Below are 25,955 nucleotides of genomic sequence, written 5' to 3'. Positions count from 1 at the left end.
CTGATGCTTGACGAGTTAACTTACCCGTTTTAGCCAGCCATCCGGTGCAGCTGAAATCAGGAGCTTGTTGTTGATTTCCTGGTCGATCGCGAATTCCGGATGGGATTTCAGGAATTCGTGAACAGCAGTCTTGGCATTGTTGCCGGGTGCCCATGGCCTGTCCGGGAACGTATCCTCCGGCAGATCCTCGATCACAGTGTCAAAGACAAGGCAATAACTGTCCTTGGACGCGAGCGCGGCATAAGCGTTAAGTTCTGCCAAGACGTGTTCGTGGGTGTGATTGCTGTCTAGGCACACCAGTATGCGTTCGTAGTCCCTGGCGTAATCATGCACCCGCTTGATCATTTCGTCGGCGACCGAAGATCCTTCGAACATATCGATCTTGGCCGACATTGGATGGCTGGTCAGGGCGTCGCGGTTGTGAGCACGGATGTCGATATCGATGCCGAGCACACGACGTCGTGCCGTCTTTGGATCCACCACACCACCGCTTTTGACCGCATCACAATAGTCGAGCATGGCCAACAGCGATGCACTCATGATCAGCGAGCCGCCATGTGCGATGCCAGTCTCGATGATCAGGTCTGGCTTCGTTTCCCAGACGATTTCCTGAAACACCGCCATGTCGGTCGGCAGCTGGATAATCGGTCGACCACCCCAAGCGAAGTTGTACATGTACTTTTGGTCGAAAGCAGTCTTCATCCAATCCCTGGACTGGGCTCGCCAGGCCTCCTGGTCGCGGTAAGTCGTGATGCGAGTTTCACGTTCGATCTCGAATTGCCGGATCGGGTCGTTGGAATTGGTCACAAAATTGCTCCTGATTGGGCCGCGCTCCCGTCACCGGCCGCGCGCAGCAGCTGCGGCAGATCGTCAAGCAAGGGACGCGGGTTAAAGCCGAATTCTTTTTTTAGTCTGGAAATGTTGATCTTGGGAAAGACCCTGCGCGCGCCGCCTGGCAAAAAGGTGCAATCTAGACCTTCTCCCAAAACGGTCCTGGCGATTTCAATGTGGCTGAGCGGGTGACCGCTGGCAACATTATAGATCCTGTGAATGCCACTGCGCGCGATCTTCTCAGCCATTTTGACGACGTCGGAGACGGCAACATAGTCCTTGGACGAATCTGAGCTTTCCTGAATGGAGGCCTTGCCAGACAGAGACAGGTCTTCAAGTAGAGACCCCAGAAACGTCGCTCTGCTTTGGTTCGGGCCATAAACGTTGGACAACCGGATCACCTTGACAGAGGGTCGTTCGAGCGAGAGACAAAGGGCTTCACCCAGCATCTTGGACAGATCGTAGGTCGTGTTCGCAGAAGGGCAGACTTTGATCAGCGCTTCCTCATGGGTTTCTTCAGGGCCCTCGGCTTTCGCATAGATCCGGGTACTGGAGAAATACACGAAGGACTCGAATTCGCAGGTTTCCAGAAACCTCGCCAAGACGCTCGCATGTGCATCGACTGTAGCCATCGGCTGTGCGCGGAAATTTCCGGTCATGCCGATGCAATAGAAAACCCGCCCGAGAGAGCCTTTCAGATTGGCTACCTCAGATCGGCCTGGTGTCGCGACGTCATAGCCGATACCCCGTAGATATTTCGTCAGATTGCTGCCGACAAACCCGCTTGAGCCGAGAACAGTTGCCTTCATGACCGCTTTCCCATCTGACGCCAGGGATTGCCGGCTATCACCGTATAGGCCGGGACGTTTCCTTTCACCACCGTCCCGGCGGCAATGACGCAGCCGGTGTTGACGACGGCTCCGTCCAGAAAAACGCAATTGGCTCCGATCCAGACATCGTCGCCGATGGTGATACCACCCCTGCTGGGCTGGAAGCCTTGATCGACAATTAGCCTTTCACGATCTTCAAAGGCATGATTGACGGGTGCAAAAGTGCAATTGGCCGCTACGGCCACGTTGTCGCCGATTGTCAGACCGTTGCCGGTATAGATCACACAACCCGAATTGAGGGTCACGCTTTCCCCGATGACCACATCTCCTGAGCCACCGGCTGGTTTGATCTTGACGAAACTGTCGACAACCGAACGTGCACCTATGCGAATGACGGTGCCGCGTACGCTGTCCTCTATGTCTGCCAGCGTGGAAATACGTGCGGTTGGATCGATCTGAAGTGTCATCGAGTCTCAGTGTCGGTAAATTGAAAAAACAACTTCAAAGCGCTCATCCGACAATATGGGTTTCGGGAACAAAGGTCACGAACTGAGTGCCTTTCTCCGTGAGCAGAGCGTTCTGTTTCCGGACTTCCTCGGCGATGTTCCATGGCAGAATGATAAGGTAGTCCGGCCTTTTGTCCGTCAGCACTTCGGGAGGCAGCACAGGAATGTGGCTCCCGGGCAGAAACTTGCCCTGTTTGGCCGGGGCAGCGTCGCACACAAACGGTAAAAGGTCTGGTCCAACGCCAGCAAAATTCAACAAAGTGTTGCCCTTGGCTGCCGCGCCATATCCGGCAACGCTCTTGCCTTCACGCTTGGCCTCGAGCAGGAAGGACAATGCCCGGTTCTTGACCTCTTCTGCACGACCCTGGAAATCGGCGTAATAGCCTGGGGTGTCCATGCCTCGCCGTTTTTCTTCCTCCAAAAGGCCTTCCACGGAGGCTGTAACGGTCCAGCTGCTCTCTGCTCGGCAGCCATAGACCCGAAGGCTGCCGCCATGGGTGGTCAGCTCTTCGACGTCAAACAGTTTCAGGCCCGCCGCTTCAAAGATACGTGCAACGGTTCCCAGCGACAGGTAAGAAAAATGCTCATGATAGACCGTATCAAACTGACTGAACTCAACCAGTCGCATCAGATGGGGAAATTCTAGAGTAACAACGCCTTCCGGCTTCAAAAGGCTAGCCAAGCCGCGGCTGAAGTCGTTGATTTCTGGTACATGCGCATAGACATTGTTTCCGATGATCAGATCGGCCCTCTTGCCAACCGCTGCAAGCTCTTGGGCTAAAGCTTCGCCAAAAAACCGTCGTTCCACCGGAATCCCGAGGGTTTCAGCTGCTTTCGCCGTAGATATCGTTGGCTCGATGCCCAGGCACGGAATGCCAGCCTGGACGAAATTTTTTAGCAGATAGCCGTCATTCGAAGCTACTTCGACAACAAAACTGTTCTGAGACAGATCAAGCCGTTGCCGGATCATTTCTACATAGGCGGCGGCGTGGGCAAGCCATCCTTTTGAAGTCGAAGAAAAATATGCATAGTCCTTGTCGAACAGGCTGTCGGCTGCTGTGTAGTCCTGCGTTTGTACCAGAAAACAGCTGTCGCAGACCATCAGGCGCAGCGGGTAGGTAGTCTCTGGTGCCCTCAGATCGCTGGCCTCGAGATAGGCATTTGATGGCGGGGCATAGCCAAGATCGAGAAATTGCCGGGTCAGTTCGGCTTCGCAGTGGCGGCAAGTCTGGGTCATGAGATTGGCTTTACCTTGGCAAGGGTCGGCAGCGTCTTGTCGCGTTCGGAGAGGCTGGTGACCTCCAGCGGCCATGCGATTCCGATTTGGTCATCGGCATGGTGAAGACCGCCTTCGTCGCCCGGGCTGTAGCTGTCGGAGTGGAAATACAGCAACTGTGCGTTCTCCGCCAGGGTCTGGAAGCCATGGGCAAAGCCTTTCGGAATATAGATCATCTCACCGCCATCTGCCGTCAGCGTGACTGAAGCCCAATTCCCATAAGTTTCAGAGCCCTGTCGTAAATCGACAATGACATCGAAGACAGAGCCGGCCATGCATTTGACCAGTTTCGCATCGGCTTTCGGAGGGCGTTGAAAGTGCATACCGCGCAGCGTACCCGATAATTTGCTGTGAGAGACGTTGCACTGGGACCAGATGCTTGTCAGCCCATGTCGCCGAAACTCTTCCTGGCAGAACATTCGAGCGAAGGAGCCGCGTTTATCGCCACGGCGCTCCAGGTCGATGCGATAAGCGCCATCGAGCGCAAGAGGTGTGAAAATCATCTGGCGGCCTCAAAGGCAACAATCTGAGCTTGTGTCAATTCTAGCGCATCTGCGCCCAACGCCACCTTTTGATACCAGCGCACCGTCTTGTCGATGGCGTCTTCAAACTGCCAGACGGGTGTCCAGCCAAGCTCGCTGCGGGCTTTGTTGATCGAAAGGTTGAGCCGTCCTGCTTCATGCACCGCATCGGGATCGGAGGCATCGATCCAGTGTCCGGGCCAATGGCGGATCATAGTGTCAGCCAGAGCGCCCACAGTGTGAATGTCAGCCGGTTCGGGACCGAAATTATAGCCTGTCTGAAAGGCCCCGTCAGTCGCCAGATCAACCTTCTCGGCAAGCGTCAGGTAGCCCTCCAATGGATCAAGCACATGTTGCCAAGGTCGGATCGAAGCCGGATTGCGAATTTCGATGGTCTTGCCGCTTTCGAGCGCGCGGATGATGTCCGGAACCAGCCGGTCTTCCGACCAGTCACCACCGCCAATGACATTGCCGGCGCGTGCTGTCGCGATCTTCAACTTATCGCCGCCGAAGGAACGGCGCCAGCTGGCCGAGACAAGCTCGCAGGCAGCCTTCGACGCCGAGTAAGGGTCATAACCACCAAGCGGATCGCTCTCGTGATAGGCGTAGTCCCGTTCGTTGTTTTCATAGACCTTGTCGGTGGTCACGATCACCGCAGTGACGTGCTTGTCCAGTTGACGCAAAGTATCAAGCAGATGCACGGTGCCCATAACATTGGTGGCCCAGTTGCCGACAGGGTCTCGGTAGGACCGTCGCACCAGAGCCTGGGCTGCCAGATGAAGCACGATTTCGGGGTCAAAGGATCGGATTTCGGCTGTCAAGGCCGCGGCATCGCGGATGTCGACAAAGGCACCCTGCATGCGCTCGTGCAGCTTGAGTTGCTGAAAAAGGCTCTTGTCGCCCTCTGGGGGTAGGGCAACTCCGAAGATCCGGGCGCCGCGAGCGAGCAGCATTTCACTAAGCCAGGCCCCTTTGAAACCGGTATGCCCTGTGATCAGAACCTTTTTGTTTTGCCAGAAACCCATTGCCGCCTACCAGACTTTCCAGGGTGCATTGCCGGTTTGCCAGAGTTGTTCCAGCTGGTTCTTTTCCCGGAGCGTGTCCATCGCCGCCCAAAACCCGTCATGCCGGTAAACGCCAAGCTGGCCATCCCTGGCCAAGCCCTGCAACGGTTCAGTCTCCCAAGGCATATCATCACTGGCAATCCGGTCGATCACCTCGGGTTCGCAAACAAAAAATCCGCCGTTGATCCACTGGCCGTCACCCTGAGGTTTCTCCAGGAAATTCGTCACCCGGTTGTCCTGGATGTCTAGAGCGCCAAATCGACCGGGTGGCTGAATGGCGGTCACTGTGGCATCCAGCCCGCTAACCTTGTGTTGCTCGACAAGTTGATCGATGCGAACATCGGCGACGCCGTCGCCATAGGTCAGGCAGAAGGTGTTGTCGATGTAATCCGACACGCGCTTGATACGGCCGCCGGTCATGGTGTTTTCGCCGGTATCCACCAAAGTCACCTTCCAAGGCTCAGCCTGTTGTCGATGAACTTCCATGCGGTTCTCGTCCATGTGGAAAGTAACGTCGGACATGTGCAGGAAGTAATTGGCGAAATACTCCTTGATCACATAACCCTTGTAGCCGCAGCAGATGATAAAGTCTGTAATACCGTTGGCGGCATAGATCTTCATGATGTGCCAGAGGATCGGTCGACCACCAATCTCGATCATTGGCTTGGGTTTCAGATGGGATTCTTCGCTGATCCGCGTCCCGAGACCTCCTGCCAGAATAACTGCTTTCATATCACACACCTGAATCGCCTGACGGGATCGGAGCCGAACTGCTGGTCGGTGACCGGGCTGCATAGGCACGAATGAGCCAAGCTTCTGCCACGGCTGACCCTCCGCATATCCGGACACGGTTAAGCCGCTACGTCTTGTTGTTTCGACGACTATCTAGCAAAGGCCACTCTGGCTGCAAACTGCTTTCAAGCTACTTTCTGAACCGAAGTGCTTTCAGTATGTGGTCTTCTAGGTCATAGCGAGTCTTGATACGGGATACGCGCCATAGCCTTCGGAACAATCTGATCCGGGTTGCAAGGGACACCCGCCGCAGTTTGCGGATCACTTTGTAGCAGCCGAGCGTGTAGTTCAGGCGCTGCCGGAGCTTATCGAAAAACGACTTTGCTCCATATTTTTCGAAAGACCCCGAGCCCTCCATGAAAACAAACTCGGCGTCTTCGACCCAGATCGCCAGGTCGCGCATGACGAATTCGGCAACCACATAGGACGCCACGCACCAGGCATGTGGATACCCGCTCCAGCGCCGGATCAGAATCTCGGCACCGCCATCAGCGCGCACCAAGCCGTAGCACCATTCAGACGGATAGGCGAGTGCGTACGGCACGATGCCGGCTGCAAGCGACTGGGGGTAACCGAAAATGATCGGGTCCGGGTGCAGGACACGTTCTCCGACTTCACTCACCCTGCGGACGGTTGGAGCCGCCAATAATTTGTCAGGATTTTGCTCCAACGCACTGATCAACAGAGACAAATAGTTGGGGCTCGACAGGTCGTCACAGGCGCGCAGACAGAAATAGTCGGAATGGTCCTGCCCATATTCCATGCAAAAAACGAAATTCTCCACGGCGGACAGGTGGGTTTCCTGGGTCAGAACCTCAAAACGCGGGTCTTGTTCGCAATAGGCACGTGCAATCTCGGCGGTGCCATCTGTCGATTTGTTGTCGACGATAACGGCCCGGAAATCTTGATAATCCTGATTGGCGATGCAATCGAGGCTGTTACGCATGGTCCGTTCGCCATTATAGATCGGGAACAGGACCAAGACCCTAGGTTTTGTCACCTTTGCCGTCCGTTCTGCTGATCGCAGCCAGGAGCGAAGTTGCCAGGCCACTCGAAGCCGGCGTTACTTAGACCCGCAAGCCTTGTCCGTCAACGCGCAAAGCTGGTTCTGGTGGTGACAGCTGAATTGGACAGTTCTCGCGGTTTCGGATATGGCAGCTGCGGTCGACAGGTGCGACGCAATTGCGGTCGGCAGGTTTTTGCCACCGGGTTCGGACAAGGACAGAATGGACGAATATCAGATCAGGAATTTTTTGAAATTCGCTCCGTCCCGATTGGGGCTGGCGCCGAAAATGCATCTGTTTATTCACATTCCTAAAAATGGTGGCATGGCTATTCGCGAAGCGCCGCAGTTGCAGGACAGGCTCGTGATCGCCAATCGCCGTCGTCTGAAAAGCAAGGCCTATGCGGACAAGCTGAAAGCCTTCATGGGTGAACGTGGTGGCAATCCGGGTTATGAACATGCAAGGCTACGTGATGTTGATCTTTCCGTGCGCCAGGCAGCGCGCGCCTTCGCAATTGTTCGCAATCCCTGGTCACGCACTGTTTCTAGATTCAAATTTGCTCTGCAAACAAGAACCTACAAAGATACATCGCCAGAGGCCACCGTGGCCGAATTCGAGACATTTCTGGAAGAACGGCACAAGTGGGGTGGCGTCGAATATTTTTGGCACCGGGCAGTGGCTGGCTGGTACGCTCAAGAAGACTACGTTCTTGATGAAAAAGGCCGCTTGGCGGCCGACATTTTGCGTCAAGAAAACCTGAGTGCCGAGATGCAGACCTATCTCGGGTTCGCAAGCGAGCTCAAGCGCCGGAACATCAGCACAAAGTCGCGCGCTGACTACCGCGATCTCTACACCGAGAAAACCATTCAGATCGTTGCCGATTGGTACGCAGCCGATATTGAGCGATTCGGCTTTGACTTCGACACACCGGCAACAAAGAGCGTCCTTTATGCCGAGACCTGATATTACTGAGAAGACACGTGTTTCCACGTCGCTCAGCCACCAGTTGCTGGACGCTTTCGGCACGCCGGTCGCGGATAAACTTGTCCTTCCGCGCGACGGCGTTGTAGCCGTGATTCTTGCTTACAATGAAGCTTTGAGGTTTCCGCATTTTCTGGATCATTATCGCACCTTAGGCGTGAGGCATTTTATTGTGATCGACAACGGCTCAGACGACGGTACGGGTGCGTTTCTTAACGGTCAGACGGATGTTAGCGTCGTTGAAACGCACAAGCCCTACCGGGACTACAAATCCGTCTGGCGGCAGCTCCTCTGTGACCGCTATCTTCAAGACCGCTGGGTGCTGTTCCCGGATGTCGATGAATTGCTGGTTTATCCAGGCTGGCCGGATCTTTCAATAAATGACCTGACGCTTTATCTCGACTCGGGAGGATACCAGGCTCTGTTCACGCCGATGGTCGACATGTATCCGGACGGACCATTGAACAATTTAACCTACAAGCCAGGCGAGCGCTTTCTGGATTGCTGCCCCTGGTTCGACGGCGATGGTTACCGTTACAATCCATTGAAAGGCTCTCACGGCAAGCGCTACAAGACGCCCGCGCGCCATGTATTCGGCGGCACACGCGAGCGTCTTTTCCACCAACATGCCAAACGGCCCACAACCGCACTCGACCGCTGGCTGTTGGGCTCTGTCTTCTCCTTGCGGGCCAAAGCAAGTGTTACGGCGTTTGGCCGTAAACTGGATCATCTGCTGTTCAAGCTCGTTAAAAATGCCTTGCCGAGCCCTGCGGCCGTTCAAAGCAAGATCCCGCTACTCAAATGGCAAGCCGGCATTTGTTTTTCCGGCGGCGTACACGGCATTGACAGGGAGGTCCCCGTCGCTCCTGACTGGGGCGTCTTGCTCCACTTCAAATATCTTGACGATTTCAAAAGCAAGGTCGCCGAGGCGATCACACGCAAGCAGCACACCGATAATGCTGGTCATTACCGGGACTATAATTCTCAAATTGAGAGCTTGATGGAAAAAGGTTTGCGTTCATTCTGCAGTCTCAGGTTCGACAGCGTGGAGACACTGATAGACTGCGGCCTCATGCGCGAAACACCTGCTCTAAGAAACTGGGTTTCTCGTTTGAATTAGTCGGTGGGACGCGTTTCTGGTTCTGGGTTGATTTGAGTGTGCAAAAACCGTATTTGCGACCGATTCATAACTCATAGAGCATGATAGGCATTCAACTCGCGACCGAATTGCCTTTCAGCTGGGCCATAATATTCCCTGAGGTTTGAATTCGGAAAGTCTTACAATCGACCACGAACCTTTGAGCAAGAAACAAAAAGTTTCAATGATTTTCCAAAAAAAAAGTCTCAAACTAACCACCGAACAAAGAAAAAGCAGATTTCTCACTTGGTTGACGCTGTCGAAGCGGCTAAATTCGTTGGAGTTGAAACGTGGCAAAATGACTTGATCATGAACTGCTTAAACTAATTCCAACCCTTAAAGTAACTTCCTTAAGTAGCGTTTGAAATCTGCTTCGAAGATTTCGACTGTTGCCACCAGAGCCGCTGTTAAGCTTATCAATTCTAATCAAGATGCAATGACGCAAAATGTGTAGTTTCCTCTTTTCCACTTTCGAGCCAACCACGGACGATTTTAATCGAATTATGGCGTTGCGTGGACCAGATTACACCGAAAGTAAAGTACTAAACAATTGCTTCTTTTGCCATAATTTGTTGTCGATGCGCGGGGACTACGTTAGTCAGCCGTATGTATCCGACGCAAATGATGTCGTGGTGATGTTCAATGGCGAAATCTACAGCTGTCCTGAAACCTATGAGAGCGAAGCGAATTATCTTTTTGACCTATACAAAGAAGTAGGTGCTGAGTGTTTTTCGCGCCTGGATGGTGAATTTGCTATTGTTATTGTGGACTTCGGGAAATCCGTGGTTCACGTTGCTCGAGACTGCTTTGGTACAAAACCACTGTTTTTTGGTTCCAGGAACGGACAATTCGGCTTTGCAAGTTATCGTGATGCTTTGGCTGCCCTAAATTTTGAAGGCATCAGAGCATTGAAACCAAATCACGCTATCGCATATCAGCTTGACGGACAGAGCATTCTCGAGCAGGAGATTTTTAGGTTCAATCTCGCCCAATACAAGACAGATATGTCGGATTGGGCTCGGGCGTTTGATCGCGCGGTCGAAAAGCGAGTGCGCCACGTAAAGGGTAAGGTATTCGTCGGACTTTCAAGCGGCTATGACAGCGGTGCAATTGCTGCTTCACTGATTTTTCAAAACAAGGACTTTATCAGCGTCACCGTTGAAGGACGTGAAGACAACGACGTTGTCCGCGATCGCCTAGCCAGCGTACGTAATTCAGGAAACACCGCGATTACAATCCCCGATGACAGCTTGAACATCGATGACCTGAGGACTTGGTTCAATGAGAATGTTGAAGATCAACCATATTTCATCATCAACGACGCGGGAGAAAGGGTTGAGATTGGCAAGAGCGTGCATAGAGACAATGCGGCGTTAATCTTGGCGGGTGTCTGCGCCCGGGCGAAGGAAGAAGGAGCACTTGTATATCTTTCCGGTAGTGGAGCTGATGAAATAGTATCGGACTATGGCTTTGGCGGGCAAAAGTACTTTGCTCACAGTAACTTCGGTGGCATGTTTCCAAATAATCTGCTGGGTCGATTTCCATGGGCGTCATTCTTCGGCAGCACGCAGGCCGCCTACTTGGCGAAAGAAGAAATGGTGGCAGGCTCGTTCGGAATGGAGGCCCGCTACCCTTTTCTGGATGTTGACGTTGTTCAGGAGTTCTTGAGCTTGAGCGCTGATGTAAAGAACAAAGTCTATAAATCGGTCATCAGCGACTATCTTGATCGACGACATTTTTCAGTCAAGAAAAATGAAAAGATCGGGTTTGGTTTCAAGAAGAAGACTAAGAAAAAGTCTGTCCTGAGACGCTTTGTTAGGAAGTTGCGTTTTTGGAAACAGCGATAGTCATTGTGAGTAGTTTCTGGAATTCGGCCCGAGCCTCAGCGTCCTCCACGCGTCCGCGTTCAGTTTAGCACTTTGGAAGAATGATCGACAATTCAGCAAATGATTGTGTTATTTAGACCAAGAATTCAAAGACCCAACTAGTCGCAACCAAGATGGTGACGCATTGGAAATTCTTGAAAAACTTAAAGCCCGCCGATTGAGGCAGAGCAAGAGAGCCCTGCGAAGATCAACAGGCGCCGCTTATGCGCAATTATTCAATGAAACCTCAAAGTTACGCGGCACCTCCGCCCGAGTGGTGTGGGACGGCAGTGTTTATATTGTTTCCGACCCTGAAATGCCCCGTCGTGAATACGTTTTTCGACATGAAAAACAAGGGCTTCTGGCCTATTCCGATGGGTTGGTCGCACGGGCAGAAAATTTAGGGTCAGCCTACTTTTTGGAGAACGTGAATTTTCAAGACGGTGACATTGTTTTTGACTGTGGAGCCAATCTTGGTGATCTGTTTCTTTGGTTTGATCACAAAAATTTGGAAATCGAATATATAGGGTTTGAGCCCAGTCCGGTGGAATTCAAATGCGCCGAACAAAATGTTGCTCCGCATCTCGTTTACAATCTTGGACTTTGGAATCGCGACGATGAGCTTCAATTCTATGTTAGTTCTCAAGGCGCGGATTCCAGCCTGATCGAGCCCTCTCAATTCGACGAAGTAATTACAGTTCAAACAAAACGTCTTGATGCTCTAATCGAAAATGAGATCAAATTCCTCAAACTTGAAGCAGAAGGGGCGGAACCGGAAATTCTCGAGGGAATTGGTGATAAACTCGACCAAATTGAATACATTTCCGCAGACCTCGGATTCGAACGTGGTAAAAAGTCTGAAAGCACGTTAGTACCCGTGATGAACTATTTGCTTCGAAATGGTTTCGAATTGGAAAGCATTCGGCACGACAGGATCTGTGCTCTCTTCAGGAACAGGGCCTTTTCGTGAGAGTTCCCGATTCGGTGCCAGTCCTTAGTGATTCAGTTCCCGTTTTTTGTGTCCGTAGCTGTAAGGATGCTTTCAACATGTTCGATGAGCATTCGATTGTCCAGGTTAGTTACAGCGTGGTCCCGCGCAGCTTGAGCAATTTTGTCTGAATTTATTTCACCTGATAGCGCTGATTTGATGTGTTTGCGATAGTCTTCCATTGCCAGTTCATCGATCAGATAGCCAGTTTTACCTTCTTCGATCAGGTCAGGGATTCCTGCATGTCTGGTTGCAATGACGACGCAACCGCAGGCCATAGCTTCCTGAATGGAAGTCGGTGCACCTTCAGCGTCCCCACTAGGACTTGTAACTGAGTGTTGCAGGAAAAACTCTGCTTCTCGTACATATTTCAAGACCACATCGTGATGCTGCTCTCCGTGTAGTTTTACCTGGTTTTCCATTCCAGCTTCGTGCACGATTTTTCCGCACATATCCAGCATTGGACCGCCACCCAAAACATTTAGCACAGCTTCTGGAAAGAATTTCGCTTCTTGGCAAAATGCCCGTACGGTTAAGTCGGGTCTCTTTTTTTCAATGAGACGGCCAACGGCCACAAAGCTCCTCTCAGATTTTTCTGCGGGGCAGAATTTCTGGGTGTTGACACCACTCGGGACGACATAACTATTGGGATGTTCTAGGCCAAGCGCTGACAAATTGTCTTTTAAAAAACCCGAGACAAAAAAGACGCCGGCCATTTTGGGTAGCGTTTTCCTGATGAGGTTTTGCTGCCTCCTTGAGCGAATACGCATCGTAGCATCATAGCCTCGATAATAGGTGTAAATCGGTATTCCATAGTCTGAAATTGCTTCAGTGATGTCCACGCCGACGCAACCGAATTCACAAAGTATGACGTCAACCTTCTCGCGTCGTAGGAATTCAAGAATTTCTTTGCGCTCCGTGCCGAATATAGACTTGGCAGGCAGTTTTCGGGCCTTATTCGACATTTTTTTCAAGGGGCCAAGAAGCCGGTCCTTGATGCCGAGCTTAATTTCATTGCGCACCAGAATTGGTCTTTGAACTGTTTGATAGTCCGTTTCATTTTCAACGCAAACACACGAGTTTCCATCGAAAAGATTCTCGATGTGAAAATTCACCATCGTATGATGCTTGTGCATAAACGAATAAGTGAAAATGCACACTTTTTTCATATCTGCTCCAACAAAGAAGTTTGCTTTCCATCCAATGGAGAACGGCTCACGTGTGTAGCTTCGTGGGTTGGCTCACACTCATCGGAAGCTATAGCTTCCGCAGATCAAAATTGCGAATGATTCTCGATCTGGCAGACGAGATAGCTAGGGCAAAAAATGTCAAAAACCGATTTGATCTCAAAAGGGATCCGAACAAAGACATTCTTGGAAATTTGCCAAGGGTATGACATTTTACTTCATTCTTAACACCGTGCCTTCTCAAATATTTGGCACGATAGAAGAAAAAAATCTACTATGGTCTATAGAGAGTGACTACACTTTCTGGTCAACGTTAGACGTTATGCAGTTGAAAATGAATTTCTAGTTGAGAACACTGCATGTGGCATCTGGGAGTAAGGCCGCATAGGAGCGACAGTCTTCACTTTGGTTGCATTAGGTAAAAGCAACAATGCTATTTGTTCGATACTTCTAGAGGCAGGTTGTTGTCTGTGCATAGATACACAAACAAGCGGGTTGAGGATAACTCTAAGAGCCTAGAATTGACCTTGCAAACATTCAATAAGTAAAAAATGAAGTAGAAAAAATTGCGAGATCTGCAGTTAGACTCGCTGGTAACGATTCGAAGACTTGGCACAGACTGGTAAGCTTCTGACAAGGCTTGTAGGGACTTTCTTTCGGCGGGTAACGTTTTGCTTACTTGTGATTCCGGCACTTGGCAGGCATGTAGAAGTAGCCGATGGATACTTCTGAAAATGCGTCGTATCCATACGCCTTCATATGACAGTGCTAGGAAGCGTCGCAAATCGTTTCGATGAATAGCTAGGATGAGCGAAAAACTAAGTGGCGTTGTCACCTAGCAGTTCAACGTAGCGCCGCGAAATAGTACTTTCTAGATGTTGCTGAACTAGAGTTTTTTTTCCCTTGTTCACCAGCGTTACTCCTAAGTTTGGAGATCGTGAGATTTGACTGATTGCATCTGTCAATCCATCCACATCCCCACACGGACTGAGCAGTCCCGTCTTCCCATGTTCAATCAACCAGCTCGGGCCGGGTGACGTGGTGGCAACGACGGGTAAGCCGGCGTTCCAGCCTTCTAGGACGACGTTGCCGAGGGGTTCTTCGTCCGTGGGACAGAGAAGAATATCGGCGGCCTTCAAGAAAGAGGCCGGATCGCGTTGCCAACCAAGGAAATGGACCCGATCTGTGACGCCGCGCTTTTTGGCGAGTTCCTTCATGTCGTCCAAAAGCTCACCATCGCCGATCAGCCAGGCGTGGACAGTCTCTGGAAGTCTCGCGACAGCCTCAATGGCAAGGTCGAACCGCTTGCGTTGCACGAAGCGGCCCAGATGGATCAGCACGGTCGCATTGTTCGGCGTGTTGTAATCCGCCCGGTTCACGGGCTGGAGGTTTTCCGGCAGCGGATCGACAAAGTTGCTGATCACGTGTGCCCGTTCCTCGGGCCAGCCCATTTCTACAGCCTGGCGGACGATCTCAGGCGTGTTGCCAATGAGTTGCTCCACATTGCCGTATGTGTGAAAGCCGTCCGGCCAGTCGCCAAGACGCAGGAACGTGCGCATGTCTGGGCCGGGCTTCGGCAGCCATTTGCTGGCGGGGCTCATCCAGCCCATGGTCACGCGCGCTCCGAAGCCTTTGATCTGACGCGCGATGTTCCAGCGAATGACATGGCGCTTGATGTGTGATCGGCTGAAAGTCATCTCGCGCACCTGGCAGTGTTCTGCGAGCTCGTCCCGCCAGGGCCGATCCTTGCGAATGAAGGCGATCTGTTCGACACCCCGTTTGGCAAATGCCCGCGTAAGGCGCACGAAAAACCTCTCCGCACCGCCGTCAACGCCAAGGTGAATATGGGCAAGCTTCTTCAGTTGCAGCGGCGCATCAGTGGCCATCGATCACATCATAATAGTTGTGGGCACGGCCAAGCAGGCCACGCAAATTGCCGGACCCTTTCATCAACCGGATCAGGCCATAATAGTAAAGTTTTTCACCACGCTTCTTGGCAAAGGGTTTCAATGTGAAGCCAACAACTGTTGCCAGCGACCCAAGGAACATGCGTCTGAAGCTTTTGGGGATGAAATGCAGCGCTGCTTTCAGCCGTCCTTCGCGCAAAACTATGTTGAATGCGCCGGAGGTTGCAGCCATGTGCATGCGGCTGAGAAGCCGCCCGGTGGTGACACGTGAGGCTGGAATGTCTTCTTCCACAAAGGCATCGTCCACCCAGATCATTTTGACACCAGCTGCGTGTGTGCGGCGAAAAAAGTCGATGTCCTCGCTGCCGAATGTCAGGCGTTCGTCAAAGCGAAGGCCAAGGCCGCTGTTGGCGACAATGCGAGCGCTCATCAATATGTTGTTGGTCGGCGCCTCTGTTATTTCCGTACCGGTCGGCCGTGGCTTGAGCAGCTGCGACTTCCACCAGTGCGGCGCAGGTTTTTCGTAGATCCGGCGAACCGGACCATTGGCGACCTCAGCATCAAACGCCGTGCAAGCGGAAAGCAGTTTCTCGATCCAGTCCGGTTCGGCACGTTCATCGTCATCGATGAGGGCAATCCAGTCTGGTTCCTGCTCAAGTGCAGCTTCCAGGGCGCTGTTGCGCGCGAACGGAATGCCTTTGCGTTTCTCGGCAGAAAAATGGACAGGCACGCTAAGTTTTTCCCGCACTTCTTCTGCCGTGTTGCCGGTAAAATGCGGCTTGGTTTCGTTTTCAACGACAACCACCGACAATTCGGTCCCCGCCGGCCTGACCAGCCTTTCAAGGCTTTCAAGGCAGGACATCAGCATCTTGGGCCGCTGCGCGGTGCAAACGGCAATGACCAGTTTCTGGGTCATGAGAAAAGCGCGATCATTCCATCAGGGTTGGATGTGTTCGGGCAGGGTTTGGCGTAACTGGTGACCGCTGTCAAAGGGTTTCCGGTCTTCGCCCCTTTCTATGTGCTCCAAGCCGCGCTAGGTTTCATGTCTAACCCTTTAAAAGCACCGCGAAAATCGTGGGCGTGTTCTGGGAGGAAACACATGAAGGGCATGATGATGCACCGTCCGCTGAAAATCGCGGACCTCATCACGTTCGCAGCGGAAAATCACCCGTCTGCAGAGCTCGTTTCCGTGCGGACCGAAGGTGATATCCATCGGACGACCTACCGGGAAACTGCCGGCCGGATTGCACAGCTTGCGCATGCTTTGAAAGCGCTTGGTGTGACAGAAGGAGACCGGGTGGCAACGCTCGCCTGGAACGGTTATCGGCATTTTGAGCTTTACTACGCCATATCCGGATCAGGTGCTGTTTGCCACACCATAAATCCGCGGCTGTCGGCCGAACAGATGACCTACATTGTCGGTCATGCCCAGGATCGGGTTCTCTTTGTGGACCTGACCTTTGTGCCGATTGTTGAAAAGCTGCGCGCGCATCTGCCGGACAATCTGCAAATCGTCGTGATGACAGACCGGGCGCACATGCCTGAGACAACACTTCAAGGCGCGCTATGCTATGAAGAGCTTCTGGACGGACAACCGCAGGAAATCGACTGGCCGGACTTTCCAGAAGATCAGGCTGCCGGTCTTTGTTATACCTCCGGCACAACGGGAAACCCAAAAGGCACGCTGTTTTCGCACCGTTCAACGGTCTTGCATGCGTTAAGTCTGTGCGTGACGATCCCCAAGGTCTTGCGCGAAGGCGTTCGTATTCTGCCTGTCGTTCCCCTGTTTCATGTCAATGCCTGGGGGCTTCCCTATGCAGCGCCTCTGGCAGGCGCCAGCCTTATTTTTCCAGGAGGGGCGCTCGATGGCAAAAGCCTGTTCGATCTGATGGATGGTGAAAAGGTTGTGTCGGCCTGGGGTGTGCCGACGGTTTGGCTCGGGCTCTTGAACGAGATCAACCAGCGCGGTCACTTACCGGACGGGTTCTCGGATATTGTGGTGGGCGGGTCCGCCGCCTCCCGGTCCTTGATTGAGGCCTTCGAACAGAAAAACGTCAACGTCTGTCATGCCTGGGGAATGACGGAGATGAGTCCGCTTGGCACGCAGTGCAATCTGCCTCCGTCCATGGATGAAATGCCGCTTGATCGGCGCGTCGACCGAAAACAGTCTCAGGGCAGGCGTGTGTTCGGGGTTGATCTCAAAATCGTTGACGACAATGGCAATCGTCTGCCGCATGACGGCTCAACTCCCGGCCATCTTTATGTGAGGGGCAACACGATCACCTCCGGATATTTTGAAAACGAGGAAGCGTCCAAGCCTGTTTTTGACGCCGAAGGCTGGTTTTGCACTGGCGACATTGCATCCATTAATCCCGATGGTTTCTTGCAGATTACCGATCGTTCCAAGGATTTGATCAAGTCGGGCGGTGAATGGATCAGTTCGCTGGATCTTGAAAACATCGTCATGTCGCATCCTGGCATCGCCAACTGTGCCGTTATTGCTGTGCCCGACCCGAAATGGGATGAGCGCCCGCTGCTTATTGTGCAAGCCCGTGAGGACGCGCAGCCTCAAAAACAGGATATCTTGGACCGGCTCGCCGAACGTGTCGCCAAATGGCAGCTGCCGGACGATGTCGTATTTGTGGATTCACTTCCGCTAACCGCAACAGGCAAGGTCTCAAAACTCACGTTGAGAAAACACTATTCTGAGGAGACGTCATGAGGCCTGACAGCGTGTTCGGCCTGGAAGGACGGATTGCTCTTGTTACCGGTGGGGCAACAGGCATCGGCAGAATGGCTGCCGAAGGATTGATGGCCGCCGGTGCAAAGGTTTTTATCGCCAGCCGCAAGGAAGAAGCGTGCACGGCGGCAGCCGATGCTTTGAATGCGCTGGGGTATTCAGGAAAGGCAATCGGATTTGGTGGAGATGTCTCGAGCGAAGAAGGCATTGACGCACTTGTAAAACTGCTCGACGACAGAACGGACAGGCTGAACATTTTGATGAATAATGCGGGCACCAGTTGGGGCACGCCGCTGGGAGCGTTCCCCTATCACGCCTGGGACCGGGTGATGCGGGTCAATGTCACCGGCCTTTTCCATCTAACGCAATCGATGCTTCCGCTGCTGGAAGCCTCGGCAAGCGACGACGACCCTGCGCGCGTTGTCAATGTGGGTTCTGTGATGGGCGAAACGGCACACGGAGACAGGGCCTACAGCTACGCGGCTTCCAAGGCGGCTGTACATCATTTGACGCGTATCCTGGCCAAGGAGCTTGCCGAAAAGCGCATCACGGTGAATGCGCTGGCGCCCGGTCCTTTCATCAGCAACATGACAGCATTCGCCACTGCGGACGAGGAAATCCGCAACCGGGTCGGGGCGCAGGTCCCGCTGGGCCGTGTCGGGCGGCCGGAGGATATTGCCGCGGCATTGCAGTATCTGTGCGGGCCAGGCGGCTCTTACGTGACCGGGGCTATTCTGCCAATCAGCGGCGGCATCAATGTCGAAACGGGACCGGACCTTTTCCAGGAGGCGTATGAGTGACTGGAATGTTGTCCACTCAGGCACTCACGGTCGAGGAACTGGAAGAGAAGATCGGTCAGGAAGTCGGTGTTTCCAACTGGCAGCAGATCGATCAAGCGACGATTGATGCTTTCGCAAGTGTCACGAACGATCACCAGTTCATCCATGTCGATCCGGAAAGAGCGGAGAAAACACCCTTTGGTGGAACAATTGCGCATGGCTTTCTCACGCTCTCGCTGCTCTCCTCAATGGCGCAGGAAGCGCAACCGAAAATCATCGGTTCGCAGATCGGCATTAACTACGGATTCGACAAGGTCCGCTTTCTGACACCAGTTCGTAGTGGAGACAGCGTGCGCGGACGGTTTGTGCTTGCCGGATTGTCACGGCCAAAGACCGGCGAAATCGATGTTGTGTGGGATGCTACAGTGGAGATTGCAAACGCCCGGCGCCCGGCGCTGGTCGCGAGTTGGCTCAATCGGTTCTACCTCACGAAGGATCCGGAGGTCGCAGCATGCTGAAGGACCGGCGATTGCCAGCTGTGCTGCAAAACTTGCGATTGCCTGCAGTGGCAGCCCCTCTTTTCATTGTGTCCTGTCCCGAGTTGGTTGTTGCACAATGCACATCGGGCATTGTCGGTAGCTTCCCGGCTTTGAATGCACGGGATGAGCCGGGAGGGCCGGTGATGCTCGAGGTCTGGCTTCAAAAGATCACCGAAGCACTGGACCGACACAATCAGGCGAACCCCGACCGTCCCGCAGCGCCATTTGCAGTCAACCAGATTGTTCACCGGTCCAATGAACGATTGGCAAGAGATGTTGAAATCTGTGCGCGCTGGAAGGTGCCGATCTGGATCACCTCCATGGGCGCGCGTGTGGAGGTTAACGACGCTGCCCATTCTTGTGGTGGCATTGCCTTGCACGACGTTATCAACAACACCTACGCGCGCAAGGCAGTCGACAAAGGAGCCGATGGTCTGATCGCGGTTTGCGCGGGTGCCGGCGGTCATGGCGGGCCTCAATCGCCATTTGCGCTCGTGCGGGAAATTCGAGAGTGGTTCGACGGCCCGTTGCTCTTGGGCGGCGCTGTCTCGACCGGCGAAGCGCTTTTGGCGGCAAAGGTCCTGGGTGCTGATTTGGGTTACGTCGGATCGCCGTTTGTGGCGACAGACGAAGCCAATGCCGAACAGGACTACAAGGACATGATGGTGTCCGGCGGCGCAGAAGACGTAATGACGTCAAAGCTCTTCACCGGGCATCCTGCAAACTACCTGAAAGAGTCCATTCGGAAAGTGGGGCTCGATCCGGAAGCGCTTCCCGGATCCTGGGAAGTCAGCGTGATGCCCGATGACAGCGAGCTGCCCAAAGCCTGGCGCGAGATCTGGGGTGCGGGACAGGGCATCGGCTCGATAAAGTCCGTCGGTCCTGCGTCTGAAGTGGTCGACAGGCTGGAGACGGAGTTTCGCGCCGCCCTGGCCCGGTTGCGTGCAGATTTGATGTGAGGGAGAGAGATATTGACCAACATGGATCTGGGTATCTCTGACCGGGTGCGCCCGTTGATCGAAAACGTTCGGCTAATGGTTGAAACCGAAATTGCGCCACTCGATCAGGAATATCATGAAGAGGTCGGTCGCCATCCGAGCGGCAACCGTTTTTTGATGACAGAGCGGCAACTGGAAATCCTCGACCATCTGAAAGCTTTGGCGAAACAACGTGGACTTTGGAATTTCTGGCTCACCGACAGCGAGCGAGGTTTCGGGCTGACGACGGTGGAATATGCCTATCTGGCAGAAGAGATGGGAAAAGCCGGAATCGCGGCAGAAGTATTCAACTGCAACGCACCCGATACCGGCAACATGGAGGTTCTGGAACGATATGGTTCCGACGCTCACAAACAGCGTTGGCTGAAGCCGCTGCTGGAAGGGGAGATACGGTCGGCTTATCTGATGACGGAACCAAACGTCGCTTCCTCCGACGCCGTCAATGTGGCGCTTGAGGCGGTGCACGACGGTGAAGCGTGGGTGCTCAATGGCGAAAAATGGTGGGCGACGGGCGCAGGCGACCCGCGATGCAGCCTCTATATCGTGATGGCCAAAACTGATCAGGAAGCACAAAAGCACTCCCGTCATTCCATGTTTCTTGTGCCCGCTGATGCAGCGGGCATTGAAATCCTGCGCCCCATGCGGGTTTTTGGGGCGGACGACGCCCCTCACGGCCATATGCATATTCGTTTTACCGATGTGCGGGTGCCTGAAACCGATCTGGTCCTGGGACAGGGGCGCGGCTTTGAAGTGGCGCAGGGGCGTCTAGGTCCGGGCCGAATTCATCATTGCATGCGGGCGATTGGCCAAGCAGAAAAGGCTCTGGAACTTTTGTGCAAACGTGCCTTGGGACGCGAAGCCTTTGGCAAGAAACTGGTCGATCTGGGCGCGAATTACGACATCATCGCCAATGCGCGCATGGAAATCGAAATGGCCAGACTTTTGTGCCTGAAGGCGGCCTGGAAGATGGATACGGAAGGCACCCGTGCGGCCCAACCCTGGATCAGTCAGATCAAGGTTGTCGCGCCCCTGATGGCACTCAAAGTTGTCGATGAAGCCATGCAGATGCACGGCGCTGCCGGCATCAGCCAGGATTTTCCGCTCGCCGGCATGTGGACCAATCTGAGGACATTGCGATTTGCCGACGGTCCGGATGCTATTCATCGCCGTCAGGTTGCCCGAGCGGAATTGAAGAAACACACCAACAGCAAGGTGTGACCGGTGTCAGGCAAGGAAAGTGACCTGGATATCGATGCAGCTGCCCTCTGGCTGGAGCAGCATTTGCCAGGCTTTGCGGGTCCGGTCCAGGCAGAAAAGTTCAATCGCGGGCAATCCAATCCGACGTTTCACCTCAAAGCGTCGTCTGGACACTATGTCTTGCGCCGAAAACCTCCAGGTGAGCTGCTCAAGTCGGCACATGCTGTTGATCGTGAATTCAGGGTCCAAAGAGCGCTTGCCGGATCGGATGTGCCGGTCGCGAACATGCATATTCTGTGCGAGGATCGCGACATTATCGGCTCAGCTTTCTACGTGATGGAATGTGTCAGGGGGCGAAATTTCGACGATCCGCGTTTGCCAGAGCTGGATCGTGAAACCCGGGCTGGTATTTATGGTGAGATGAATCGGGTTCTGGCCGCCATACACACAATTGATTTGTCGGCGCGCGGCCTTTCGGACTTCGGCCCTGAAGGAAACTATTACCGTCGGCAGATCGACCGGTGGAGCAAGCAGTATCGTGCCAGCGAGACAGAACCCATTGCCGCGATGGACGCGTTGATGAGCTGGTTGGACAACAACGTTCCGGACGACGATGGAATCCGGACGCTGGTCCATGGCGACTATCGCATCGACAATCTGTTGTTTGATGAAAATGGTTCTGCCTGTGTTGCAGTTCTTGATTGGGAGCTCTCGACGATCGGGCACCCGTTTGCCGATCTGGCGGCATTGATCATGCAATGGCAGCGTCCGCCCGGTGTGGAAGGGCGCGGTCTTGAAGGCGTTGACAGGTCAGCATTGGGCCTGCCGGAGGATCAGGCCTTCATCGACAGGTATTGCGAACGCATGGGATTGCCTGGCATCCCCGGTTTTGGCTTCTACCTTGCCTTCTGCTTTTTCCGGATGGGGGCCATCTTGCAAGGTGTCAAGAAACGGGCGTTGGACGGCAACGCCTCCAACCCGGCACTTGGCCTGAAACTCGGGGCCAGTGTCCCGGATTATGCGTCTGGCGGTCTTGCAGCTGCTCGGACTGTCTGAGGGAGGGGGAGCCCGCCTCCTCAGGCCTTGCCGTTCATCTCCGCGAAAGTGCCGCCGTCTATTGCCAGTTTGCGGAGAAGCTCCGGTACCTGCCAATAATAGCTGTCTTCCAGCGCATAGGCCTCAATCCGTTTGACGATTTCTGCCGCTCCTATCTGGTCTGCCGTGTGCATTGGGCCGCCGCGGAAACGCGGAAAGCCATATCCGAACAGAAACACGGCATCAATGTCGATAGGGCGCAGGGCGATTCCTTCTTCCAAAACCCGGTTTGCTTCCAGGATCATCGCGGTCATGAAGCGGTCGGTGATTTCCTCAGCCGCAAACGGGCGTGGCGTCACACCGGCCTTGCCGCGTTCCGCGTCAATGATTGCAAGCGCATCCGGGTTGGGGTGTGGACCTTCGGGCCCGTAGAGATAGAAACCCTTTCCGGTTTTTCGGCCAAACCACCCTTTTTCGCAAAGACTGTCGGCAATCGGGATGTATCTTTCCTCGGATGGACGTGTTGCCGCGCGACGTTTGTTGGCTGCCCAGCTGATATCAAGGCCGGCAAGATCGGCAACCTGGTAGGGGCCCATGGCAAACCCGAAACCGGTCATGGCCTTGTCGATTGCGTCAGGTGCAGCGCCATCCATCATCATGTAATCGGCCGCTTTCTTGTAAAACGTCATGATGCGGTTGCCGATAAAGCCGTCACAAACACCCGAACGTACGGCGATTTTCTTGAGTTTCTTGGCAAGGGAGAAACCCGTCGCAGCCGTTTCGGCACTTGTCTTGTCGGCGACGACGATTTCCATCAGTCGCATGATGTGGGCCGGTGAAAAGAAATGCAGTCCGAGAACGCTTTCAGGTCGCCGGGTCGCGGCAGCAATCTGGTTGATATCGAGATAGGAGGTGTTGGAGGCCAGAACGGCCCCAGGTTTTGCGACGTCGTCGAGCCTTCCGAATATGTCCTGCTTTACGCTCATGTCTTCAAACGCGGCTTCAATGACCATATCGGCATTGCTGAGGGCTGCGTAGTCGGTGTCGGTTTTAAGTTTCTCCGCAAAGATCTTGTCTCGTGCCTCGGCTGAAAGCTTGCCGCGTTTGACCGCGCCTTCAAGATTTCCGGCAATCGTCGTTCTGGCTCGCTCGAGCCCGGCTCCATCTCGTTCTGTCAGTGTGACCGGAAACCCTGCAAGCAGCGCGGCGGTCGCAATACCTGAGCCCATGGTGCCACCACCAATCACGCCAATTTCGGTGATCTCTGATGGTGTCGCAGCGGCTTCCGGAACCTTTGCGACGGCGCGTTCTGCGAAAAAGGCATGGATGAGCCCGGCGCGTTGGGGACTGTCCATGCATTGATTGTAAAGCCGTCGCTCTTCCTTGAGCCCCTGTTCAATTGGCAGCAGGCAAGCGGCGATGGCATCGACGCATTTGTGCGGCGAAAACAAGTGAGGCTGTCGTTTGCGAAGGGTTTCGCGCATGTCATCAAGAGCCCTGTCGTCTGCTTCAACGGCCAACGTTCCTGTTTTCCTGGTTTTGAGAATATTGCCGACAATCTCTTCAGCAGCTTGCATAGCAACTTCGTGCGGATCTCCGTCCTGAATTCGGTCGATGAGCCCGATTTCGAGAGCTTCATCGGCTGAAATGGGTTTGCCGCTGGTCACAAGGTTTAAGGCCGCGCCGATACCGGCCAGACGAGGGGCGCGTTGGGTGCCCCCTGCGCCTGGCAGGATGCCGAGATTGACCTCCGGAAAGCCAACCCTTGTCCCTTTCAGCGCAACGCGCGCATGACAGGAAAGCGCGACTTCCAGGCCGCCACCCAGAGTGGTTCCATGGAGAATACAGGCGATCGGCACCGGACTGTTTTCGAGAATGTTGCAGACTTCGGGCAGCCAGGGGTCTTGAGGCGGTTTGCCGAACTCTCTGATGTCAGCACCTGCGATGAAAGTCCGGCCCCGGCCGTAAATGGCGATCGCTTTTATGTCCGGCTCGTTTTGAAGCGTTGCAAGTGCTTGACAAAGACCTGACCTCACGGCGTGCGAGGCCGCGTTTACCGGTGGATTGTGGATGGCAATCAGAGCGGTCTGTCCATGCCGCTCGATTGAAACAACGTCATTCACACCGGTCTGCGAACCTGACTGCATAAATACCTCCCGTCGCCGCTCACCCGAACGGCTTTTGGCGGGATTGTCGGTCCCGCGTGAAACTTGTCAAGTTGACCAAAGGGAATCGCTTAAGTTGCTGCAGGCTTTGGCGAAGCTTTGGGTGAGAAGGCGCATCGGTCCGGTTTCAGATCCAGCAATGGTGTGCCGTCGAGACAATCAAGACCCCGCACAACCAAGGTTGCTCCGTCAACTGATACGAGTTTCGCCAGGACCGTACCTATCGGATTGGGTCTTACTGGAGATCTGAGGGCAAACGTGCCGAAAACACTGTCACTATGGCCCGGATTCTGTACCACGAGGTCACGCCGCGCCTTGTCGAGCCAATAAAGGATTTCGATCCGGTCGTAGTCCTCAATGCCTTTCAGTGCCGGAACCCAAGGCTCAAAGATCTCGATCCGGCATTCCGGTCCATCGATCTTTCCCTGCCTTGGACAGTCCTTGCGATCGCTCCAGGGTGTGTGGATTTTACCGATGAAACGAAGTCGGGCATCATCGGGGGCGGTCGTGGGAACCATGATTTCGTGGGGACGGACGTCGCTCATCTTGTATTGCCTGTTTGTTATGCCGACAGCCAGCGCACGGTACCCGTCTCTTCAAGGGAATACCCGCCAAGCGCTTCAGCCTTGTCTTGAAAGTCCTGCGAGCGTGCAAATGCGAAAAGCGTCTGAACAGGCGCGGTGAAAAAAGAGCGCCTGTCGATGAGAAGATCAAATCGTTCGTCGATCAGCGGTATGAAAGCAAGCTTGAATTGCCGAGCCATGGACTGGAGCCCAAGGGCGGCGTCTGCCTCCCCGGCAGCCACCATGGCCGCAGCCTCGTTTTCCGTGTGAGCGTAATCCTTGCTGCAGGCAAGGTCGTTTTCACTCAGTCCTTCATCGTCAAGAAGTCTGGAGAACAGCAATGCAGCGCCTGCCCCTGGTTGCCGCATGGCAAATCGCTTGCCCCTTAAGCTGGCGATGGACGGAACACTGGCTTCGTCGTCGGTCGAAACAAGAAGACCACGTTTTCGTACAGCCCAGGCGATCAGAACGGTGTCGGAAACGCCAAGTGTCTCCACCGAAGCAATGTTCCAGCCATTCTCTTCCGGCAGATGAATGCCTGCGAGCGCGGCTGTGCCGGCCTCGAATTTTATCAGGCCGTCTCGGCTTCCGTTGCACAGCGTTGCCAAACCGCATCCGCAGGCCCGGATTGCCCAATCCAAAAGGGGGTCATGAGATCCTGCCAGCACATCGGGCCGCACAGCAGGCTTGATTTCGCCGGATCCTTCGATCCAGGCATGAAGTTCGACAGATGGAAACAAAAGTTTCCCGGTGATCCGCCGGTGGGGAATTTCATCTGCAGCTGCAAGATCATAGACCTTGCGCTCTTTGACCCGCAACAGGTCGGCCACTTCCTTGGTGGTCAAGAACTGGGGGGCGGAGGGTTCGTTTTCCGGCAACATCTGTCCTGCTTTTTGTCGGAACACTAACGGTCAATCAGCGCATCGCACAAGCCTAACAGCGAAGGCAGCCTGTGTTGTGAGGTTGCGCAGCTCAGACCTTGCGCGGCACCGAGCTGGGCTTTTAAAGGCAAGAATGGGTCTTTGCCGAGAAAATTTTCCTGATTTGCG

General features: G+C 54.0%; 24 protein-coding genes. 10 read left to right on the top strand and 14 right to left on the bottom strand.

Annotation, left to right across the window (positions count from 1 at the left end):
* Positions 1 to 15: 15 nt before the first annotated feature.
* The 8 genes from K1718_RS00870 to K1718_RS00835 all read right to left on the bottom strand — a co-directional run bounded on the left by K1718_RS00870 (position 16) and on the right by K1718_RS00835 (position 6,820).
* Complete coding sequence (locus K1718_RS00870; protein WP_265680049.1) at positions 16 to 807, bottom strand: cephalosporin hydroxylase family protein; 792 nt, start codon at positions 805 to 807, stop codon at positions 16 to 18.
* On the bottom strand, positions 804 to 1,640 hold the full coding sequence (locus tag K1718_RS00865; RefSeq protein WP_265680050.1) for an NAD-dependent epimerase/dehydratase family protein: 837 nt from the start codon (positions 1,638 to 1,640) through the stop codon (positions 804 to 806). The genes K1718_RS00870 and K1718_RS00865 overlap by 4 nt, the downstream gene beginning before the upstream one ends.
* A complete protein-coding gene (locus tag K1718_RS00860; protein WP_265680051.1) occupies positions 1,637 to 2,128 on the bottom strand; it encodes an acyltransferase in 492 nt (163 codons plus the stop codon). Before K1718_RS00860 ends, K1718_RS00865 begins: the two co-directional genes overlap by 4 nt.
* A gap of 43 nt (positions 2,129 to 2,171) precedes the next feature.
* On the bottom strand, positions 2,172 to 3,404 hold the full coding sequence (locus K1718_RS00855; protein WP_265680052.1) for a class I SAM-dependent methyltransferase: 1,233 nt from the start codon (positions 3,402 to 3,404) through the stop codon (positions 2,172 to 2,174).
* Positions 3,401 to 3,946 (bottom strand): dTDP-4-dehydrorhamnose 3,5-epimerase, encoded by a 546-nt coding sequence (gene rfbC / locus K1718_RS00850; RefSeq protein ID WP_265680053.1) that lies wholly within the window; start codon positions 3,944 to 3,946, stop codon positions 3,401 to 3,403. The genes K1718_RS00855 and rfbC overlap by 4 nt, the downstream gene beginning before the upstream one ends.
* The gene (gene rfbG / locus K1718_RS00845) at positions 3,943 to 4,989 is read right to left on the bottom strand and encodes a CDP-glucose 4,6-dehydratase (protein WP_265680054.1); all 1,047 of its coding nucleotides are present in this window, start codon (positions 4,987 to 4,989) and stop codon (positions 3,943 to 3,945) included. The genes rfbC and rfbG overlap by 4 nt, the downstream gene beginning before the upstream one ends.
* Before the next feature lie 6 nt (positions 4,990 to 4,995).
* Positions 4,996 to 5,760, bottom strand: a complete 765-nt coding sequence (gene rfbF / locus K1718_RS00840; protein WP_265680055.1) for a glucose-1-phosphate cytidylyltransferase — start codon at positions 5,758 to 5,760, stop codon at positions 4,996 to 4,998.
* 190 nt (positions 5,761 to 5,950) lie between these two features.
* Positions 5,951 to 6,820 carry a glycosyltransferase family 2 protein gene (locus tag K1718_RS00835; RefSeq protein WP_265680056.1) on the bottom strand — a complete coding sequence of 290 codons (870 nt, stop codon included), beginning with the start codon at positions 6,818 to 6,820 and terminating at the stop codon, positions 5,951 to 5,953.
* Positions 6,821 to 7,112: 292 nt separating this feature from the next.
* On the opposite strand from K1718_RS00835, the gene K1718_RS00830 reads away from it, so the two are divergent.
* From K1718_RS00830 to K1718_RS00815, 4 genes are all read left to right on the top strand, one after another.
* Positions 7,113 to 7,787 (top strand): sulfotransferase family protein, encoded by a 675-nt coding sequence (locus K1718_RS00830; RefSeq protein WP_265680057.1) that lies wholly within the window; start codon positions 7,113 to 7,115, stop codon positions 7,785 to 7,787.
* Complete coding sequence (locus K1718_RS00825; protein WP_265680058.1) at positions 7,774 to 8,925, top strand: glycosyltransferase family 2 protein; 1,152 nt, start codon at positions 7,774 to 7,776, stop codon at positions 8,923 to 8,925. Before K1718_RS00830 ends, K1718_RS00825 begins: the two co-directional genes overlap by 14 nt.
* A 464-nt stretch (positions 8,926 to 9,389) precedes the next feature.
* Positions 9,390 to 10,790, top strand: coding sequence for an asparagine synthetase B family protein (locus K1718_RS00820; protein WP_265680059.1), 1,401 nt, complete (start codon positions 9,390 to 9,392; stop codon positions 10,788 to 10,790).
* 163 nt (positions 10,791 to 10,953) lie between these two features.
* Complete coding sequence (locus tag K1718_RS00815) at positions 10,954 to 11,778, top strand: FkbM family methyltransferase (RefSeq protein ID WP_265680060.1); 825 nt, start codon at positions 10,954 to 10,956, stop codon at positions 11,776 to 11,778.
* Positions 11,779 to 11,810: 32 nt separating this feature from the next.
* On the opposite strand, the gene K1718_RS00810 is transcribed toward K1718_RS00815, so the two are convergent.
* The 3 genes from K1718_RS00810 to K1718_RS00800 all read right to left on the bottom strand — a co-directional run bounded on the left by K1718_RS00810 (position 11,811) and on the right by K1718_RS00800 (position 15,806).
* Complete coding sequence (locus K1718_RS00810; protein WP_265680061.1) at positions 11,811 to 12,965, bottom strand: glycosyltransferase; 1,155 nt, start codon at positions 12,963 to 12,965, stop codon at positions 11,811 to 11,813.
* 836 nt (positions 12,966 to 13,801) lie between these two features.
* On the bottom strand, positions 13,802 to 14,869 hold the full coding sequence (locus K1718_RS00805; protein ID WP_265680062.1) for a glycosyltransferase: 1,068 nt from the start codon (positions 14,867 to 14,869) through the stop codon (positions 13,802 to 13,804).
* Positions 14,859 to 15,806, bottom strand: coding sequence for a glycosyltransferase family 2 protein (locus K1718_RS00800; RefSeq protein WP_265680063.1), 948 nt, complete (start codon positions 15,804 to 15,806; stop codon positions 14,859 to 14,861). Before K1718_RS00800 ends, K1718_RS00805 begins: the two co-directional genes overlap by 11 nt.
* 183 nt (positions 15,807 to 15,989) lie before the next feature.
* On the opposite strand from K1718_RS00800, the gene K1718_RS00795 reads away from it, so the two are divergent.
* The 6 genes from K1718_RS00795 to K1718_RS00770 are packed head-to-tail and all read left to right on the top strand — an operon-like array spanning position 15,990 to position 22,199.
* A complete protein-coding gene (locus K1718_RS00795) occupies positions 15,990 to 17,612 on the top strand; it encodes a long-chain fatty acid--CoA ligase (protein ID WP_265680064.1) in 1,623 nt (540 codons plus the stop codon).
* Positions 17,609 to 18,430: an SDR family oxidoreductase gene (locus K1718_RS00790; protein WP_265680065.1), complete on the top strand. Its 822-nt coding sequence runs from the start codon at positions 17,609 to 17,611 to the stop codon at positions 18,428 to 18,430. Before K1718_RS00795 ends, K1718_RS00790 begins: the two co-directional genes overlap by 4 nt.
* A 5-nt stretch (positions 18,431 to 18,435) precedes the next feature.
* Positions 18,436 to 18,927, top strand: a complete 492-nt coding sequence (locus tag K1718_RS00785) for a MaoC family dehydratase (protein WP_265682437.1) — start codon at positions 18,436 to 18,438, stop codon at positions 18,925 to 18,927.
* A complete protein-coding gene (locus K1718_RS00780) occupies positions 18,921 to 19,907 on the top strand; it encodes an NAD(P)H-dependent flavin oxidoreductase (RefSeq protein ID WP_265680066.1) in 987 nt (328 codons plus the stop codon). The genes K1718_RS00785 and K1718_RS00780 overlap by 7 nt, the downstream gene beginning before the upstream one ends.
* A 21-nt stretch (positions 19,908 to 19,928) precedes the next feature.
* Positions 19,929 to 21,164 (top strand): acyl-CoA dehydrogenase family protein, encoded by a 1,236-nt coding sequence (locus K1718_RS00775; RefSeq protein WP_265682439.1) that lies wholly within the window; start codon positions 19,929 to 19,931, stop codon positions 21,162 to 21,164.
* A gap of 3 nt (positions 21,165 to 21,167) precedes the next feature.
* On the top strand, positions 21,168 to 22,199 hold the full coding sequence (locus tag K1718_RS00770) for a phosphotransferase family protein (protein WP_265680067.1): 1,032 nt from the start codon (positions 21,168 to 21,170) through the stop codon (positions 22,197 to 22,199).
* A 20-nt stretch (positions 22,200 to 22,219) separates the two neighbouring features.
* Here the strand turns inward: K1718_RS00770 and K1718_RS00765 are convergent, their stop codons facing one another.
* The 3 genes from K1718_RS00765 to K1718_RS00755 form a co-directional block, all read right to left on the bottom strand.
* Complete coding sequence (locus tag K1718_RS00765; RefSeq protein ID WP_265680068.1) at positions 22,220 to 24,325, bottom strand: 3-hydroxyacyl-CoA dehydrogenase NAD-binding domain-containing protein; 2,106 nt, start codon at positions 24,323 to 24,325, stop codon at positions 22,220 to 22,222.
* A gap of 89 nt (positions 24,326 to 24,414) precedes the next feature.
* Positions 24,415 to 24,888, bottom strand: coding sequence for a tRNA (N6-threonylcarbamoyladenosine(37)-N6)-methyltransferase TrmO (gene tsaA / locus K1718_RS00760; RefSeq protein ID WP_152498939.1), 474 nt, complete (start codon positions 24,886 to 24,888; stop codon positions 24,415 to 24,417).
* A 17-nt stretch (positions 24,889 to 24,905) separates the two neighbouring features.
* Positions 24,906 to 25,787, bottom strand: coding sequence for a substrate-binding domain-containing protein (locus tag K1718_RS00755; protein WP_265680069.1), 882 nt, complete (start codon positions 25,785 to 25,787; stop codon positions 24,906 to 24,908).
* Positions 25,788 to 25,955: the final 168 nt, after the last annotated feature.

The organism is Roseibium porphyridii, assembly GCF_026191725.2.
Lineage (GTDB): Bacteria > Pseudomonadota > Alphaproteobacteria > Rhizobiales > Stappiaceae > Roseibium > Roseibium porphyridii.
The sequence above is the reverse complement of the archived record's forward strand: the minus strand, read 5'-3'. Positions and strand labels throughout refer to the sequence as shown.